Origin of the sequence: Veronia nyctiphanis, assembly GCF_004116385.1 — a bacterium.
In the GTDB taxonomy this organism is placed as follows: Bacteria; Pseudomonadota; Gammaproteobacteria; order Enterobacterales; family Vibrionaceae; genus Veronia; species Veronia nyctiphanis.
Genome location: NZ_PEIB01000002.1, coordinates 26,669 through 43,006 on the forward strand (window position 1 = coordinate 26,669; position 16,338 = coordinate 43,006).

16 protein-coding genes and 3 pseudogenes are annotated in these 16,338 nt (G+C 43.3%); 11 read left to right on the forward strand and 8 right to left on the reverse strand.

Annotated features, from left to right (window positions below; translation table 11 throughout):
* Positions 1–137 precede the first annotated feature (137 nt).
* From CS022_RS02030 to CS022_RS02055, 6 genes are all read left to right on the forward strand, one after another.
* Positions 138–674 (forward strand): PH domain-containing protein, encoded by a 537-nt coding sequence (locus tag CS022_RS02030; RefSeq protein WP_129120884.1) that lies wholly within the window; start codon positions 138–140, stop codon positions 672–674.
* Positions 667–2,208, forward strand: coding sequence for a PH domain-containing protein (locus tag CS022_RS02035; protein WP_161569526.1), 1,542 nt, complete (start codon positions 667–669; stop codon positions 2,206–2,208). Before CS022_RS02030 ends, CS022_RS02035 begins: the two co-directional genes overlap by 8 nt.
* A 369-nt stretch (positions 2,209–2,577) precedes the next feature.
* Positions 2,578–2,862, forward strand: coding sequence for a hypothetical protein (locus CS022_RS02040; protein WP_129120886.1), 285 nt, complete (start codon positions 2,578–2,580; stop codon positions 2,860–2,862).
* Positions 2,863–2,864: 2 nt separating this feature from the next.
* Positions 2,865–3,182 carry a hypothetical protein gene (locus CS022_RS02045; RefSeq protein ID WP_129120887.1) on the forward strand — a complete coding sequence of 106 codons (318 nt, stop codon included), beginning with the start codon at positions 2,865–2,867 and terminating at the stop codon, positions 3,180–3,182.
* Between the two features lie 77 nt (positions 3,183–3,259).
* The gene (locus CS022_RS02050) at positions 3,260–4,009 is read left to right on the forward strand and encodes a hypothetical protein (protein WP_129120888.1); all 750 of its coding nucleotides are present in this window, start codon (positions 3,260–3,262) and stop codon (positions 4,007–4,009) included.
* 60 nt (positions 4,010–4,069) lie between these two features.
* Positions 4,070–4,507 carry a hypothetical protein gene (locus CS022_RS02055; protein WP_129120889.1) on the forward strand — a complete coding sequence of 146 codons (438 nt, stop codon included), beginning with the start codon at positions 4,070–4,072 and terminating at the stop codon, positions 4,505–4,507.
* Between the two features lie 24 nt (positions 4,508–4,531).
* Here the strand turns inward: CS022_RS02055 and CS022_RS02060 are convergent.
* The 7 genes and pseudogenes from CS022_RS02060 to CS022_RS02095 all read right to left on the reverse strand — a co-directional run bounded on the left by CS022_RS02060 (position 4,532) and on the right by CS022_RS02095 (position 10,591).
* Positions 4,532–5,811: pseudogene (locus CS022_RS02060) on the reverse strand (phospholipase effector Tle1 domain-containing protein).
* Positions 5,812–5,987: 176 nt separating this feature from the next.
* Entirely contained in the window at positions 5,988–6,314 is a 327-nt protein-coding gene (locus tag CS022_RS02070) for a hypothetical protein (protein ID WP_129120892.1), read from the reverse strand.
* Between the two features lie 180 nt (positions 6,315–6,494).
* Positions 6,495–6,962 (reverse strand): GNAT family N-acetyltransferase, encoded by a 468-nt coding sequence (locus CS022_RS02075; protein ID WP_129121129.1) that lies wholly within the window; start codon positions 6,960–6,962, stop codon positions 6,495–6,497.
* A 137-nt stretch (positions 6,963–7,099) separates the two neighbouring features.
* Positions 7,100–7,363, reverse strand: coding sequence for a chlorhexidine efflux transporter (locus CS022_RS02080; RefSeq protein ID WP_129120893.1), 264 nt, complete (start codon positions 7,361–7,363; stop codon positions 7,100–7,102).
* Positions 7,364–7,422: 59 nt separating this feature from the next.
* Complete coding sequence (locus CS022_RS02085; RefSeq protein ID WP_161569529.1) at positions 7,423–8,994, reverse strand: methyl-accepting chemotaxis protein; 1,572 nt, start codon at positions 8,992–8,994, stop codon at positions 7,423–7,425.
* Positions 8,995–9,040: 46 nt separating this feature from the next.
* Positions 9,041–9,403 (reverse strand): hypothetical protein, encoded by a 363-nt coding sequence (locus CS022_RS02090; RefSeq protein ID WP_129120895.1) that lies wholly within the window; start codon positions 9,401–9,403, stop codon positions 9,041–9,043.
* Between the two features lie 289 nt (positions 9,404–9,692).
* A pseudogene (locus CS022_RS02095) lies at positions 9,693–10,591 on the reverse strand (EamA family transporter).
* A gap of 191 nt (positions 10,592–10,782) precedes the next feature.
* Between CS022_RS02095 and CS022_RS02100 the strand changes: the two are divergent.
* On the forward strand, positions 10,783–12,171 hold the full coding sequence (locus CS022_RS02100) for an aminotransferase-like domain-containing protein (protein ID WP_129120896.1): 1,389 nt from the start codon (positions 10,783–10,785) through the stop codon (positions 12,169–12,171).
* A gap of 201 nt (positions 12,172–12,372) precedes the next feature.
* Positions 12,373–13,472: pseudogene (locus CS022_RS02105) on the forward strand (phosphoribosylaminoimidazolesuccinocarboxamide synthase).
* Positions 13,473–13,542: 70 nt separating this feature from the next.
* On the opposite strand, the gene CS022_RS02110 reads toward CS022_RS02105, so the two are convergent.
* Positions 13,543–13,983, reverse strand: a complete 441-nt coding sequence (locus CS022_RS02110; RefSeq protein WP_129120897.1) for a GNAT family N-acetyltransferase — start codon at positions 13,981–13,983, stop codon at positions 13,543–13,545.
* Between the two features lie 302 nt (positions 13,984–14,285).
* Between CS022_RS02110 and CS022_RS02115 the strand changes: the two genes are divergently transcribed.
* From CS022_RS02115 to CS022_RS02125, 3 genes are all read left to right on the forward strand, one after another.
* Complete coding sequence (locus CS022_RS02115) at positions 14,286–14,504, forward strand: ParD-like family protein (RefSeq protein ID WP_129120898.1); 219 nt, start codon at positions 14,286–14,288, stop codon at positions 14,502–14,504.
* Positions 14,501–15,286: a type I methionyl aminopeptidase gene (gene map, locus CS022_RS02120; RefSeq protein WP_129120899.1), complete on the forward strand. Its 786-nt coding sequence runs from the start codon at positions 14,501–14,503 to the stop codon at positions 15,284–15,286. The genes CS022_RS02115 and map overlap by 4 nt, the downstream gene beginning before the upstream one ends.
* A 174-nt stretch (positions 15,287–15,460) precedes the next feature.
* The gene (locus CS022_RS02125; protein ID WP_129120900.1) at positions 15,461–15,973 is read left to right on the forward strand and encodes a type II secretion system protein; all 513 of its coding nucleotides are present in this window, start codon (positions 15,461–15,463) and stop codon (positions 15,971–15,973) included.
* Positions 15,974–16,338: the final 365 nt, after the last annotated feature.

Sequence of the window (16,338 nt, forward strand, 5' to 3'; positions counted from 1 at the left end):
TTAACATTATTATGCTGGTGGCGAATTAACTTGTGTTAAGTCAGAAAAATTTGATAGCGACTTAATATTCAGGTGTTTAGGTGGTTGCGGTTGTGATTTAATCAGACGAACAATGTTTGATATATCGAGACCTTATCATGGATACGTCGCCAGCATTTTCTAACCGCCAGATTACCGATGATGAGCTGCCATCTTTGCAGTCATTGTCATGGGATAAACTCAGCCCCACCTATTTTACCGTGAACATCTGGCTCAGGCTTTTAACCAATACGCTGATTTTCGCTGGCAGCGTGGCGTTGAGATGGTTGCCCGTGTCCGAAAACTGGATGTTATTGATTACATGCTTGAATGTATTATGTGCCCTCGCAATACCCATTGGCGTTATTTGGGGCTATTTTGCAGACAAGCGAATAGGTTTCAGTCTGAGAGAGCAGGATATCAGTGTACGGAGCGGCCTGGTTTTTCGTTCCATTATTACTCAACCAATGCTGCGTGTTCAGCATGTAGAACTGACCCGAGGCCCGATAGAAAGAAAGGCGGGACTGGCTACATTAGAGGTATTCAGTGCCGGCGGTGACTCGGGCACGTTTTCTATACCAGGCTTGCCTGAAGAAAAAGCCAAAGAAATCCGTCAGTTTATTCTTGGTCATGGAGACCTCACACGTCATGACTAATCCATCAATATTAGAACCGGAAGCCACATCCAATAGCGTCGGATGGCGTCGCTTATCCCCGATTGCACTTTTGTACGTGTTGGTTAACATCCTAAAGTTTGCTGCATCAAACATTCTTTATCTATTGCCAGCACTCGTTGTGGGCTGGAACACCGTCATTGAATATCCGCATTATTTGGCTTTGGCTGCTCTGCTGATGCTGACTCTCGTTTCTGTCTATTCGGTGCTGACGTTTCGCGCATACCGTTACCGCGTCCATCAGGGACATGTCGAAATTCGCTCTGGTGTGCTGCAAAAGACAGCGTTGGATTTGCCTTATGAGCGTATTCAGAATGTTCGGATTGTTCAGCCAATTTACTATCGATTTACCGGGCACGTGTGTGTCGAGCTGGATACGGCTGGTTCGAGTGATCAAGAAGCAAAACTTTACGCCCTGAGCAAAAGCTATGCAGAAGATCTTAAAGCCGAAATACTACAAAAAGTCGCATTAGGTGCTGATATCAATGTGGACGCTGAATCTACGTTTGCTGATCATTCTGGTGAAGTCATCATTAATCAGCGTTCACTGTTTGATTTAGTATTGCATGGCATCAGCAGCAACAGAGTTTGGATTATGCTGGGTGCCCTCAGCCCATTTACGGATGAAATTATTGATTACCTTGAGGCCGCCTCGAGCTACTTAGATCTCGACTTGATAGCGATGCTTGATCCGACAAAAAGTTCGTTAGTCACTGTTGTCGTGTTCTTTTTATCTTTGGCATTGACTGTGTTTTTGGTCTTGGTATCACTTTCCATTCTCGGCGCAATCATTACATTCTATGGTTTTACACTCAGCCGGGATGACGAGAGGTATATTCGTCGAAGTGGCCTTTTAACAAAACATGAAGTCACTATAAAGCTCAGCAGACTGCAGCAAATTGTGCTCAAAAGAGATTGGCTTGATATGCTTCTTGGACGGGTAAATGTAAAGCTTCTCCAATCTGGTTCAACAAACAACAGTGAGACCGCGCAGTCAAAAAACCTGCTTGTGCCATCAGTAACGCCAAAAGAAGCGTTTGAACTGTCAACAGACGCATGGCCAGAGAATCGGCTTTCTGGAATAACATACAAACGTATTGGTAAAGGGTACATGGTCAGTAGGCTGTCTATGTTTTCGGCTGTCCTTTCGTTGATATCTCTCCTTGGTTTCACGTTAAATAATTCAAACGTAGCGATATTCTGCCTGATAACGCTTCCATTATTAGCATTGGCCATCTTCATTCGTTGGTGGCGTTGGGGTTATGCACATGATGAGCAATATCTTTACGTCCGAAAGGGCTTTCTCGGTGTCGACCAATGCATAGTTCCGCTATATAAACTGCAACAAACTCGCTGGAGCCAGACTGTATGGCAGAAGTCGGCAAATGTTGGACAACTTAAAATCGTGCTTGCGAGTGGACGACAAACGGTGCCTTTTGTCGACAAGACGGAAGGAATAAAGATTCTGGATGATGCTTTACATAGAGTCGAGGATTTGAAACCGAATTGGATGTGAGTTCTGATCGTTCATGAATATTGGTTAAAGCGAAGAAAGTTATATTTATCGCTTTAACCAAAAATAAAGGAAACGATAAATTTTATTTGTTACTTCAAATGTATAATTCATATTTTATTTATTGAATTAACTATTAAATATAAGTTATTTTTACGCATTTTATTTCTGACTTATTTGTTTCTCTTTCTAAATGGAATTAATTGTGTTTGTTTCAAGAAGTGATATTTTCAGAAATCCTTCCTAAAAAGTACTACTAACAAAAAAATAATATTTTTATATAATATAACCATAGTAAATCATATTCACATTAGTATTTAAGCATACTTCAAGGGTATTTTCGTGAATTGATTTTGTGAGGATCGTTGATATATGAAAAATGCTACGTGGAACGAATTTTGGTATCGGCCATGGACGAACATGGACGGCAGTTGGTTCAATGAATATTTGTTTGTAAAAGCGCGTACGTCTGATCCGATTTCAGAAGCTATTGCCTACGATGCCATGATGAGAAAACTCGGTATACAGCCAAGTAATCCTGAACTACCTCCAAATGACACCTACGTTTCACTTACATCGTTAGATCCAAGTAACTTGCTGCTTTTATTATCTTTTATTTCGGGGGTAGTGACGTCTGGTTCCGTAGGAGGATATTAACCATGGATGAAAAAATATGGTGTTATCGGGTTGCTGAGGGAAATACCCTTCTAAGTAATGTCGAATTATCAAAAATCTGTGAAAGTCAGGAATTTTGTACAAACAAATATTTTTTTATTTCTATCGCATCATCTGTGATTCAGCAATGGAGTTTAGGTTTCGAAAGGTATTGGGAGCGCATACGCTTAAGAATTCAAAAAGATATTGAAATGGTGAATATGGATATCAATATACCTGGTAATTTACTGGATTATATCTTGTTTTGTTCTTTCCAAATTATTAATCAAGAAACCACCATTTCTACTCAATTTCTGGAGTGATTAATAAAGTAAGCAAACAAAAAGCAAGGAGCTAAAAATGGTACAAACAGTGTCAGTAAGTGATCCAATGAGAAAAAATGGTTGGGTTCCCATCGAATCAAATGATAACCAGAAAAATTCGGCAAGACGAAGCAAAAACATTAAGCTCTAGTGGTTCAACGCCATCAGGCATTGGTCGCCGCAGTCAGGCAGATTTAACTTCCTCGTCTTCGACGTTTATTCCAAGTAATAATGTAAGCTTGAATTCGTCGTCATATTCGTCGAGCCCCATCAATTATTCGAGCTCTGGATCCTCTCCGAGTTCGGTTTACACGCGCACTAGCGTTGGAACAGGGAAGAGTTCATCATATCGCTCTCAAAGCTCATCGTTTAACTCCCCGGGGAACCGTTCAAGTAATACGAATAATGTCCCCACCTATAAACGTGCACCTTCTTCATCAAGCTATCGCTCTTCACCCGGCTTTTTGAATATCGAGCAGACACCGCAAGAGTGTTTTAATGGGTATTACGATGCAGCAGCAGGTGCGGCAAGAACAGTAATTACGTCCCAAATCTCGGGCCCTGCTTCGTCAATTGTTGGTGCGGGTATTTCGATTGCTAAAAGTCGGAATGTTCACAAGCTTTTTGGTAACAACCCCTTATCAGATGATATCCGCGCAGGCGGAAGGATAATTACATACACCTTGTTTGACACCGCAGTTGGCTTCTTACCAGATCCGATCCCTGGACCGATAAGCCCAGGAACTTTGGTTTCCGCAGGGCGTAACTTTATTGCTAACTCTGCTGATAGAGGGCTTCAAACGTCTGAAGTTGCTCAGCTTGGTTAAGATGTTGTCGGTGCTGGTGGTGTTTATCAGGCAAAGAAAGATTTCTATAACAACCTATCTTTGGAAAACCTTGGAGAGCTTGCTGTAGAAAAAGGCGCTTATGCCGCTGGCTTCTTACCATTACCTCCGCCGATTCCGACTATCATCAATGCGGGAAAGGGGTTCGTAAAACAGGTTGTCAGAGGTATTTTACCTAATACGAGAAATCCAGAGTTGGACTCATTAGGCAAAGCTATTGATAGGACACCGTTAGGCGGAGTTTTACATGCCGGCTTCAGCAATAACGCTCCAGATGTTCCTGGCCTTGGTAACAACTCTCGCTTTCATAGAGGCGCTCAACGCGTTCAAGGCGCATTTAACCGTGTCTACGATGGGGTGGGTAATACGGTGTCTAACTTCGGCCGAGGTGTTAGGAAGGGCGTTAGGAATGTTGCCAATGCTGCGGGGAACTTTCTTGATAACATTAACCCGTTTAAAAGAAGAAGAGCACATGTTTGATGAACTCTCTTATTCGATAAACGTTTAATCAACAACATCAAAGCACTGAGAGGAGGGGAGGTAGTCCATTCCTCTCTCATTTTTGCTTGGGGCAAAGCAGTGCTTGAAACCTGTTTCTGCCTGCCACTGGAACTCAAAGGCCTTGGGCATGACTGAAGATAGCCGCTCAAACACAGAGCGATGTACTTTTAACTTGTTCTTGTTGTATCGACTGTGCTGAGAGTAAGCATAAAGATCCCTCGATTTTGCCTGATAAATAAGTCCCCAAAGCCCTGCTTCAGAGTCATGAGTGAGGTCAAAAGGATCGGCGTAAACTCTAGCGTTGTCGGGAGTCAGATTGTAATCCTCGATTTGGTTTATCATCCAGTTTAATGAAATACCGCTGATGTTGGTGTCTGCATAGCCTCCACCGACGTCTGAATGTGCGCCCGCGAACCAGACTTCGTCAACAACATTGTCCGTGTCCACCCATGGACATGTGCGTGTCAGGTTATCGGTTGTCAGTAATATAGGAGTAAAAATTCTGGCACGACTATCGTCAATCGACACGGCATGCGCGGCTTTTTCGACATTACAAAGCTGGTCACCATACCTAAGGTTTGGGTCTCGCCAGTTTTCTTCATAATCAGGTACACCCAGCGCTTCAATAGTGTCCCACAATCCCATAAATTTCACATCAACGGGTACGGGCTGTTTACCCAGCACTTCTGCTACTAATTTTCTGCGTTGTTCCTCTGTTTTCATACCTTTATAAGCGTCATAAATTTTAACAATGTATTCGTAGCGCTGGCTTTCAGGTATTTGGCTAATATCAGGTAATCCTGCCACATAAAGCATTGCAGCGAGTATACGCGCTGCAAATGCGCCTCGCTAAAGCCAAACAGATACACTGTATCGCCACGTCTATGGTCATAATTCTCGGCGAGAAACAGATAGGCTTCCCTGACATCGTGACCGATACCAAAGCCAAGAGCCATTCCCAACACCCTGCCATCGGTACCCACACCTTTTATATAACTGGTTCTGAGCAGCGGAGCATCTTGCAATGTCATCAAATTATGAAGCTTGGAGATATTGGTGTAACTGGCTTCGCTGTTTGCTGTTCCATCCAGAAAGACGGCGAGATTGATGGGAAGTGTGTTGTCGGATTTGGGTATGTGCGTAACGGCAGTCATCGAATGACAACCACTAAGGCCAACAAAAAGAAATGTGATCAAACACAATCGCAGGTATCGAACATTGAGCATAGAGCCGAAGAATGATCTGTAGGAAGGAATAATGCCTGAGAATATGTTGGTTCGCATACCTAATTTGAGCGTTACTAACGAATAATCATTAGCTTAAGATAGGCGAGTTTTGAGTGCGTCATTGTCTTATTTCAAAGATAACCAAACATGCAGGCTTAGTGAAAGCGAGACAGGGCTATCAGTGAGCAACTAGGAAACGCCAGCAATACTACATTGACATTGAATTGCCGATACTACACATAAGTACTTACGTGTTGACCAAGTTGCTCGGTGTGACTTTGTGGATTAATTCCTCGGCTTTCCAATATGCGTTTGACGGCTTCAAGTCGATCCCTGTAATACGTGGAATCGACGCTGGAGAGCACGTTTCCAAGACGCGAAAGCATCAGGTTGTCGACTCTTTCACGGTTGCTTAACACATTATCGTTTTCTCTGGCGAGACGGAACCAATCAATTTCATTGGGGCTTTTGTTGTTCCACCAGTCTTTTTGCTGGTGGGCGTCCCGTTTTACCGGAGCAACTGAGGGTAAATTCGAAGTGATCGAAGTAGATATGTCCATGAATAAATCACCACACGCAATGTAAATGTTTAGTCGATGGACACTTTGCTTTTTAAAACGAATAGCAACATCAAGTGTCTGGTTACGTTTATGTCATTTGGATGACTAATAAGAAAGGTATAATATGTCAGTATGTTACTGAGTTAACAGATATTTAGGGAAACATATTGTAATTTCATATCAAGATAATATTTTCTCCATTAACTGTCCTCTTTCACCTTCACTTCCTACCGGTTTCCAGCCATGCTTGAGATAAAATGCTTTGCCGATATCATTTCGCCAGTAAAAGCGAAGTCGTGCTTTTTTGCAGCCCTTTGCTTTAAAAGCCTCAAAGGCGAATGCTTGCATCATTTCGCCTAGTCCATGATGACGATATCGAGGAGAAAGGTAAAAGAGATTGATGTAGCCAAACAGTGTTCCGTCTCCATCAATCAATTTATTTCTGAACTCTAGTTGGCCTGCAAAAATATCACCATCCATCAGGTGAAAGAAACCTGCATCCTCATAAGTCTCGAGGTTTTTAAACCACTGCAACGTCGCTTTTTCGCAATAGCCTTCTGTATTGCCAAAAGTGACTCGATATGCATCTTTTCTAAAATCTAGACATGTCGCAAGATTGTTTGACAGATCGACGGGAACGAATTTCATCAATTTTTTCTCCTCAGGATGTAACTTTCCACTCTACCGAAGCTTGAGTTTACAAAAACCATACCCTTCAGAGATTGCGAGACAGATAGACTCAATTACATTGTCGACAATGATTGTCAAAAGATGGCAGATAGTCGCTAATAAGGTTGATGACTGTCATGTTGGAGATTCAATGCGATTGTTGAAAAGAAGAAAATCAATAATCGGGCTTTAGGCGCTAAAGCCTCAACAAAGCTAATTGATAGAAACCATGCGGTGAAGAGTAGAGTAACGACGATAAGACCACTTTCAAAACCTACGGCATGAATAAATGGGATTTTACTCGCCTTTAACTTACGTCTGGCGCTTTGCCACTCTTTACGCAGCTCGTTGGAAGTAAATATTGAGAGAACACTTGCCATAAAAAGGCCTGCATAGGCAGGCCTTTTTGAAAGTAACGATTGACCAGTTTAGAGAAACATTAGACTTTAAACTGCGCCATTGAGGACTGAAGCTGCTGGTTGTTTGCATTCAAGTTGTCTGTTTCTGCTACCGCCTTATCCATCTTGTCAGCGGTCTCGGTGCTAAGGTCATTGACACGGTTAACGTTCTTGCTGATATCAGCCACAACTTGTGTTTGTTCGGCAGTGGCGCAGGCAATTTGCTCTGCTTGAGCCTGAATACCACTGATGGCTTCCATCATTTGTTCAAGCAACAGTGTTTGTTCTCTGGCACTTTCTACCGTGTCATTGGCCTGACTGCGGTTTTGCGACATCACTGCATCAACTTCATGTGTTTGTGTTTGCAGTTTTTCGATAATGCCACGAATACTGACTGTCGACTCTTGCGTTTTGCTGGCAAGGTTGCGTACTTCGGATGCAACGACCGCGAAACCACGTCCTTGGTCGCCCGCTCTTGCTGCTTCAATAGCCGCATTCAGCGCCAGCAAGTTGGTTTGCTCAGCAATATCGCCGATTACATTCAGGATCTGACCAATCTGATCAACATCCTGACGGAGGCGAGACACCATCTCCTCAGCGGAGATAATATCGGTTGTCAGTTGCTCAACTTTTGAGGTTGAAGACGCCACACTCGCTTTACCGTTAGACACCATTGTCTCGGCGCTGGATGTCATTTCCCTTGTCTTTTCAGCGTTAAGCGAGATCTCGTTGACAGCATGACCCATTTCTGTGGCTGCCGCTGCAATCATCTCCAGCTCATATTTCTGAGCACTGATTGCCTGATGCGTATCGTTGACCACTTTTTGCATTTCGGCACTGTTATTCTGCACTTTGCCAGCAAGCGAAGTGCTATCAGTCACCAGATTCTGAATTTTCTCAGTAAACAGGTTGAAGGCTTCAGCGACCTGACCCACCTCATCACGGTGCTTGCTTTCAAGACGCTGACGCAGATCGCCGCCACCTTGAGCAATTTCACGCATTGCTGCTGCCGCGTTATGCAGTGGCAAAAGTGCTCGCTTGGAGAACAAACCAATTGCAGCAGTCAAAAGTCCGAGACTGAGAACCGCGAAAATTAACGCACTGGTTGTTGCCGCTTTCACTGGCCCATTCACTACAGATTCTGGAACCATTAGCGCTAGAGACCATTGCATGAGAGGACGATCTGACTTAATGGTACGAATGGCAACAACCTGTTTTTCGCCTTGCCATGTGACCTGATGGAAAGAGGTTGCGTTATTGTTTGGTGAGCTTATTAGTTGCCTGAACCCATCACCTTGTTTGTCGAGGTCGGAGAGTGACAGGCTTTTTAACTCTTCGGCATTTTTACCAGAGAAAAGCACCACTTCGCCTTTTTCGTTAAAAACAAAAGGAGTGCCTTCACCTTGGTATCTCAAATCATCAAGCAGCGTCTTCTGGATCGCTGTGACATCGATATCGGCACCGCCAATATAAAGAAGGTTGCCTGATTGGTCGTAAACCGGTGCGTAAATTGCGCCACTGAGATTCCCCGTACGGATATCAATAGCGGTAGTCAGCCACGGTGCTTTTTCTTGAACGGAACGCTGCCACCATGGGCGTTCTTTAAGGTTCACGTTTGGGTCAAAATATCGCCCAGAAATGTCGAAGTATTCGCCAGTGCTACCCAATGAGAAAAAAAGTGGTAATTAGCTTTGGGTCGAGACCAGAGACAACCTTGATATTGGTATGGATTTTTTCAAATAAGGGGGTGTCGTAGGATGCTGAGTTATTTTGACGTTCCTCAGCAAAACTTTTGAGATCTTGGTTAGCAAGAAAAACATCAACCATGGCTTGGTAACGTTGAAAATAGCCGTGTGCAAACTCAGCTTTTTCACTGACCTGTGCTGACAGCGCGTTGTTTGCATTGTCTTTCGCAAGTTGTGTGATTTTGTTTACGGTAACCCAAGTAACGGTACCTGCGATCAAGATAGCAAGAAAGCTCGTTCCTAAAATCAGCTTCCTGACTATAGACAAATTCTTCATTCCCTTACTCCTTAGAGCAATGTAGGCACGTCAGCCGGGACCGATGACGTGAGTTATTTATGCAACTAGACACTTATTTATAAATGTGTCAATAGCGGGATTTTGCATCACTTTTTCGACTGGGCGCACTGAGCGATTTTTGAAAATGGAGCAATATCACATTTTTTTAGAGGGTAAATGCGGGAGCAGTGGACGAGAGGCACCTAAACATATGAGTGGTATAGAAAAAGCCATGGATAAAAAAATTGGTCCATGGCGCAAACAAAAACTAAAATTTCGTTGTTAATAGTTACTGATTGACAGGTTTTTGTTGTGGTTCTTTCTCTTCCTTTTTGGCTCCCGGAGACCAAACGATGAGCAGTATCCCAGTTAAGAACAAACCGCATGCGCTGATCTGAGGAACGCTAAGTACTTCATCGTAAATAATGAAACCGCTGATCAAGGCGAACACAGGGACCAGTAAAGTTAACGGAGCCACAGTGCTCAGCGGGTAACGAATGAGTAGTCTGTTAAATACCCAGTATCCCAGTAGTGTCGTTGGGTAAGCCTGAAACAAGATCGCTACTGTGGTGTCAGTATTCCAGTCTTTAATAGCTTGGTAAATGACGTCAGGCCCATTAATTACCACGGCCAGCAACACGAGTGGAATTGGTGCAAATGCCATTCCCCAAACATTGAATGCAAAGGCCTGTTTCACATTAGCTGATTTAACGATGACGCCAACAATAGACCACGACATTGCTGATAGAGTGATGAGTACAAGCCCCTCAATAGTGACATTCCCGTTAGTGAAAAGAATCGAGATGGCCAGCCCCACCATTGCAAGCGAGATACCGAAGGCTTTTCGTTTAGTTATGACATCTTTATAAAGTAGGACACCCACCACGATGCTGAACAACACACTGGTCTGCATTAACACAGACGACATCCCCGAAGAAAGACCAGCGGTGATAGACCAGGAGGCCATCCCCCAAATTCCCACGCCAAAAAACAGGCCATAGCCAATCAGATAACGCCATGCAACGTCAGGCTTTCTAATGAAAAATATCATCGGAATAACGGCAGCGGTGAAACGGCCAGCGTCATTATCAATGGGTCAATATTATTGACGCCCATTTTGATCATCGAGAAGTTGAAACCCCAAATCAGCATGATCACAGACGCTGAGAAAAAATCCTGTTTATGCATTCTACGCTTGTCCCCTTCTGTATACCTTAGCTTGATATCCAGTATGTGCATGTCGAGAAAAAGAGTACAGATACAGATTTAAACTAAAAGATAGGTACAGATTATGAGATGCAGTGACATAATGCAGGTGTGTTGGTTGTTTGAAGTCACCGATGCATTAAAGAGGAAAATATAAGAAGGCGGAATATTAAGTGGCTAGATATAAACAACTGGCGGAAAAATTTATACGAGATATCGGTGAAGGTAAATTGCCGGAGGGGCATAAACTTCCCTCACTGAGATCTATGGCAAAACAGCATGTTGTCAGCATGTCAACAGCAGTGAATTGCTATCAGGAATTGGAAGCGGCAGGGTGGATTATTTCGCGACCAAAGGCGGGCTTCTTCGTTGCTGATACACCTGCTACGACTGAGTTACCAGAATGGCGTCAGTTTGAAAGCAGTGTTACTGAGCCGATACTCAATGTTTACGGTCCACTTACGCACGCTGGACCGCTTGGTGTCTCAAGCACAACCATGGATAAAAAGGCAAAAATGGCCATGGAGCAATGTTTCAAACGAGCAACTAAACGACTTAACGACTGTTTGGCACAATACCCAGACCCACAGGGTGAGCTCCAATTGCGCAATGCGTTGTCTCAGCACTTTCACCTTCAGGGCTTTCCGTTTTCTTCAAGCCAAGTAGTTGTGACTGGGGGGTGTATGCCTGCGGTCAAGGCGGCAATAGAGACATGTACCAAGACGGGGGACGCTGTCGCCATTAGCTCCCCTTGTTTTAATGGGCTTCTTGCACTGCTGAAGCACATGGGCAGAAAAATTGTAGAAATTCCCTCCACTGAGCAGGGTATAGACCTTGATCAATTTGAGCATCACCTTAAACAGGGCAATGTCAAAGCAGGGCTCTTCTGCACCACACATATGAACCCTCAGGGGATCACGATGTCGGTCGAGCAGAAAAAGCGCCTTGCCGGATTAGCGGCAACATATAAAACGCCTGTTATTGAAGATGATGTTTATATTGAGCTTTCACATTCGAATGCCTCTCCATTACCAGCGAAATTTTATGATGAAGAGGGTTATATCCTTTGGTGCGGCTCTGTCTCAAAAACACTCTCGCCTTCCTATCGCTTGGGATGGTGCCTGCCCGGTAGATACCTGACTGCGTATACCGCGCTTTTTGCTTCCGGAAGTTTTGGTGTTTCTACCCATATGCAGCTCGCCATTGCAGATTTTATTCAAAGCGGCGTATATCAAAGTTACCTCAAAAGAAAACGAATTGAGCTTCTGAAAAACAAACGCGATTACATGTCGCTGCTACGCGCTCACTTACCAGAAGTTACAAGGATCAGTAATCCCAAAGGCGGGTTGGTTATGTGGATTCAAATTCCGGGAGTCGACATAGATGCGTTGAGTAAGGAGGTGATAACAGCAGGGATAGACATCAGGCTTGGGACCTTATTTTCTGGTCTGGGTTTATACTCGGATTGTTTCAGAATAAACATCGGTCATGCTGTCGATAGTGAGGTGGAATCTGAAATAGAAAAAATAAAGCGTGTCTTATTGGCAGACATCAAACGGTGAAAAACTAAAAGTTGCGACGAATATCTCCTTATGTTGGTTGATATGGTTTCAACGCCCTTAAATCCTGAAATATATCTGTATTTTCGCCTTCATAAATCGCGGCTGGATTGTGATCTCAGTGCTTAACGATTACCATAGCGTGCCAAAGATTCCGTCGTTTTATGTTCCTTTTTGCAAGGTATACCCGTCCTTGGAGTGCTAATGACTAGCTACAAAGTTTTAGAAGTTAATGATGATCTACCAATCCGCACGAAAGGTGCAGTTCACAGTGGAAAAGTGCGTTCGGTTTATTGGTTGACTGATCAAGACAGCGCTCGTTTGATTAAAGATAAAGGCTATGACGTTCCAGCAGGCACCGAGCTAGCTATTATGGTTATTTCAGACAGGATTTCTGCTTTCGATTGCATTTGGCAAGGCGAGAATGGGCTTAACGGGGTGCCGGGCAAAGGGATCGCGTTGAATACAGTTGCCGCTCACTGGTTCAAACTATTTGATAAATCTGGCCTCGCTGGTAATCACATCGTGGATATCCCACACCCATATGTGTGGATTGTGCGTAAAGCCAGTACCGTCAGGGTAGAAGCGATTGCGCGCCAATATATCACCGGCAGCATGTGGCGTGATTACGAAAAAGGCATTCGCAGCATTTGCGGTATCGATTTACCTGAAGGCTTAAAAGCCAACCAGAAGTTACCTGAAATTCTCATTACACCGTCGACGAAAGGCATCATCAACAACCTGCCAGATGTTCCCCCTGTCGACGATGTGAATATCACCCGAAAAAACATTACAGATAATTTAGCAGCGTTTAACTTCCATTCAGCTGACGATGTTGCGAAATACGAAGAACTATTGACCGAAGGTTTTGCTCTCATCAGCAAAGAGCTTGAGAAACTCGATCAAATCTTTGTGGATACCAAGTTTGAGTTTGGTTATGTAGAGCAACTCGATGGCACTCAGAAGCTTATCTATATTGATGAGGTGGGTACGCCTGACTCCTCAAGAATTTGGGATGGGCCTGCTTACCGTGATGGTAAAGTCATCGAAAACTCAAAAGAAGCTTCCGCCAGTTGTTGATCAACAATGTGCCAGACAGTGATGTGTTGTTGAACAAAGACCGCATGCCAGAGCGAGAAGCGTTGGCGCAAAGCTACAAACTGCCAACAGAAGTGATGATGGCTGTATCAGAGACTTATGTGGGTATAGCGAGCAAAATTGCTGGCGAAGCGCTGACAATTCCAAGTGACCCACGCAGTGAAGTTATTGCTATTTTGGATAAAGAATACGGTTTGATTGAATAGTCATCATTACTGTAAAAAGAAGGCTTGGAAGACCTATATTCCGGGCCTTTTTTATCGACTCTTACCGCAGTTAAACCAGCTGCGCGTCCCAAACAAAATACTCAAACTTCTCATCAGACTTATACGCAACAAAGCCATGTCGAAGATATAGACGCTTGGCTGGGTTTCCATGAAAAATGGCAAGCTTTAACTCGGTTATTCCTGTTGGCAGGCTTTGCTTAACATGCTCCATCACCTGACTTCCAACTCCTTGACGGCGCAGCTCTGGCTCGATAAAGAACCGTCGGAAAAATAAACCGTCATCCTCTTCTTCTAACGAATAGAAGCCGACTTTCTTTCCATTTAAAAGTACCAGTGTCGGCCGGGTTTTCTTCCATTCCAGATCGTGCAATGTATGCTGGAATGCTTCATCCCAGCCAAAATATTTATCAATAAAGTGAAATTCTGCATTTGCCTTGATGATAAAAGCCCATTGCTTATCCCTTTCTTTTGCAATCTCAAAAGTAATCATTAACTCCCCCTCGGCCAATTTGGTTTTTTTGGCAATAGGTTAGCGAGGAATCAAAAGGTGAACTCAGAAAAGAGGCAAGAGCTCGAGTGAATTCTCAGACTATTTATTGTCAGCCCCCCTGCCAAAGGGGGCAGAAAGAAGCAATAACAGCTCCTCGATAAACTGGAGAGTTGGTAACTCAATCTAGGTCTTGCTTCAAAAACGAGATATCAGACGTAAAAATTATGATTGTTATATATAACGTATACGTAATGTATGTATTTTATATGCTGTGAGTTTATTGCTGTTACTGAGGAAGTTACGTGGGCATTGTAAAGATTTCGGAAGATTTACATGATGAAATACGCAAGGCGAGCGGTGTCATGTCGCGCTCTATCAACTCACAAGCTGAGTTTTGGATAAAAATCGGTATGCAGGCGGAGATGAATCCACAGTGCTCTTTCAATGAACTTGTTGCGACAATGTTGGCTAAGGCAAATATCTCTGCTGACAACTTGTCTGTTGAAGAGTCAGAACGATGAGGGAACGCGTTGTCATTAAAACGCCGGAAGAGATTGACTTAATGAGAACGTCAGGACAGCTTCTGGCAGACGTTTTCGAAAGATTAGATGACGTCATCAAACCAGGTATGACGACAATGGAAGTTAATGACTGGGTCGAGCACTATATCGTCAATGAACTTGATGCTCGGCCAGCGAGCAAAGGGCAATATGATTATCAGTTTGTACTCAATACGTCGTTAAATGATGTTGTCTGCCATGGGGTGCCAAACCAGTTACAGCGGCTTAAACCTTCAGATATAGTGAATGTCGATATCACACTGGAGAAAAACGGTTTTATCGCTGACTCGAGTAAGATGTATTTGATGTCTGAAGCACCGTCAGTTGCCAGACGATTATCATACATAACCTACAAAGCCATGTGGCAGGGAATCAAACGTGTGAGACCCGGTGCGACATTGGGTGATATCGGTTCGGCCATTCAGTCAGTTGCAAATGCCAATGGCTACAGTGTTGTTCGAGAATATTGCGGTCACGGAATAGGGCGAAAAATGCACGAAGCACCTCAGGTTTTACATTACGGAGAACCTAACACAGGGCTGACTTTGCAAGAGGGTATGACATTCACTATCGAGCCAATGATCAATCAGGGAAATGCGAAAGTAAAAACTAAGAAAGATGGTTGGACAGTGGTGACTCGTGATAAAAAACTTTCTGCCCAATGGGAACATACTATTTTAGTAACCAATGATGGATATGAGGTATTGACTCTCCGTGAAGAAGAGAAGAATTTAGCCCTTTAAATCAGTATCTTATATATAGAAATGTTTACTTACATTTTAGTACTTTAAGTGTTCACATATATGTTGTCGGCCTTATAAACAACAGATAAAATTCGCGCCCTAGCGTTACTCGCTGAGTTTAATGGTTTCGTTTGCCCCTTTTTGGCTGACAACATGTGCGTGGGTTGAACAATAATGAAAAAAATGTCGGGTTTTACGCTGATTGAATTAGTGGTGACGTTGGTCATGCTGGGTACTCTATCGGTAACGGCGGCACCCAAGCTTCTCCCCCTCAGTGGTGAAGCCTATAAAGCACAACTGATGCGCTTGAAAGGGAGCATGGGAGATGCTGCTCTTATGGCGCATGCTCATGCCATTTTGGCGGGTGAGACAAATACACCAACGGTAAGACTTAGCATGCCGGGAGTAAACGCTGATGTTCACCTTAGGTTTGGTTATCCAGCCGCAAATTATCAAGGTATTGGGCAGCTGATTGATGGTCTCGATCACGGAGGTGATTGGACATCAATGGGAGACAGAGGGTCGACGCCTCATACTTATTACGTGACATTCAGAAGTAAAATTCCATGGGTAAAGTCATCACTGTCGATTTCTGAGATAACAAACTCTGGGTGTTATATGACTTACACCGACGTGAATCAAAAAAGTGGTTCACCAGCATTAAACGTTTTTTCTGATGGTTGTTAATATATACAGCCTTGTTTAAATAATAATGTCTAGAATGGGCAACATATAATACTCCACCTGAAGCATATTAAAGGTAAAGTACTTATTGAGAGTGTTATTAAATAACGCTCTCAATATTGGCTAAGTTGTAAATCGAAGTAAATCACTCCTATTTCCTCCCCATATATAAAAATAACCATTAAAATCAAAATATTAGTTTGAATTTTTAATGATGCCTTGTCTTTAATTGATATATTAGTAAGTTTTCATGGAACTTATATCACTCCTCTATCACATATATATGCGAGCAAACTCCAGACCTGTAATTGCTCGCAAAAATCTAAATCAAAAACACTTACTTAGTTGTTTGTTCCGGCAAACATGAT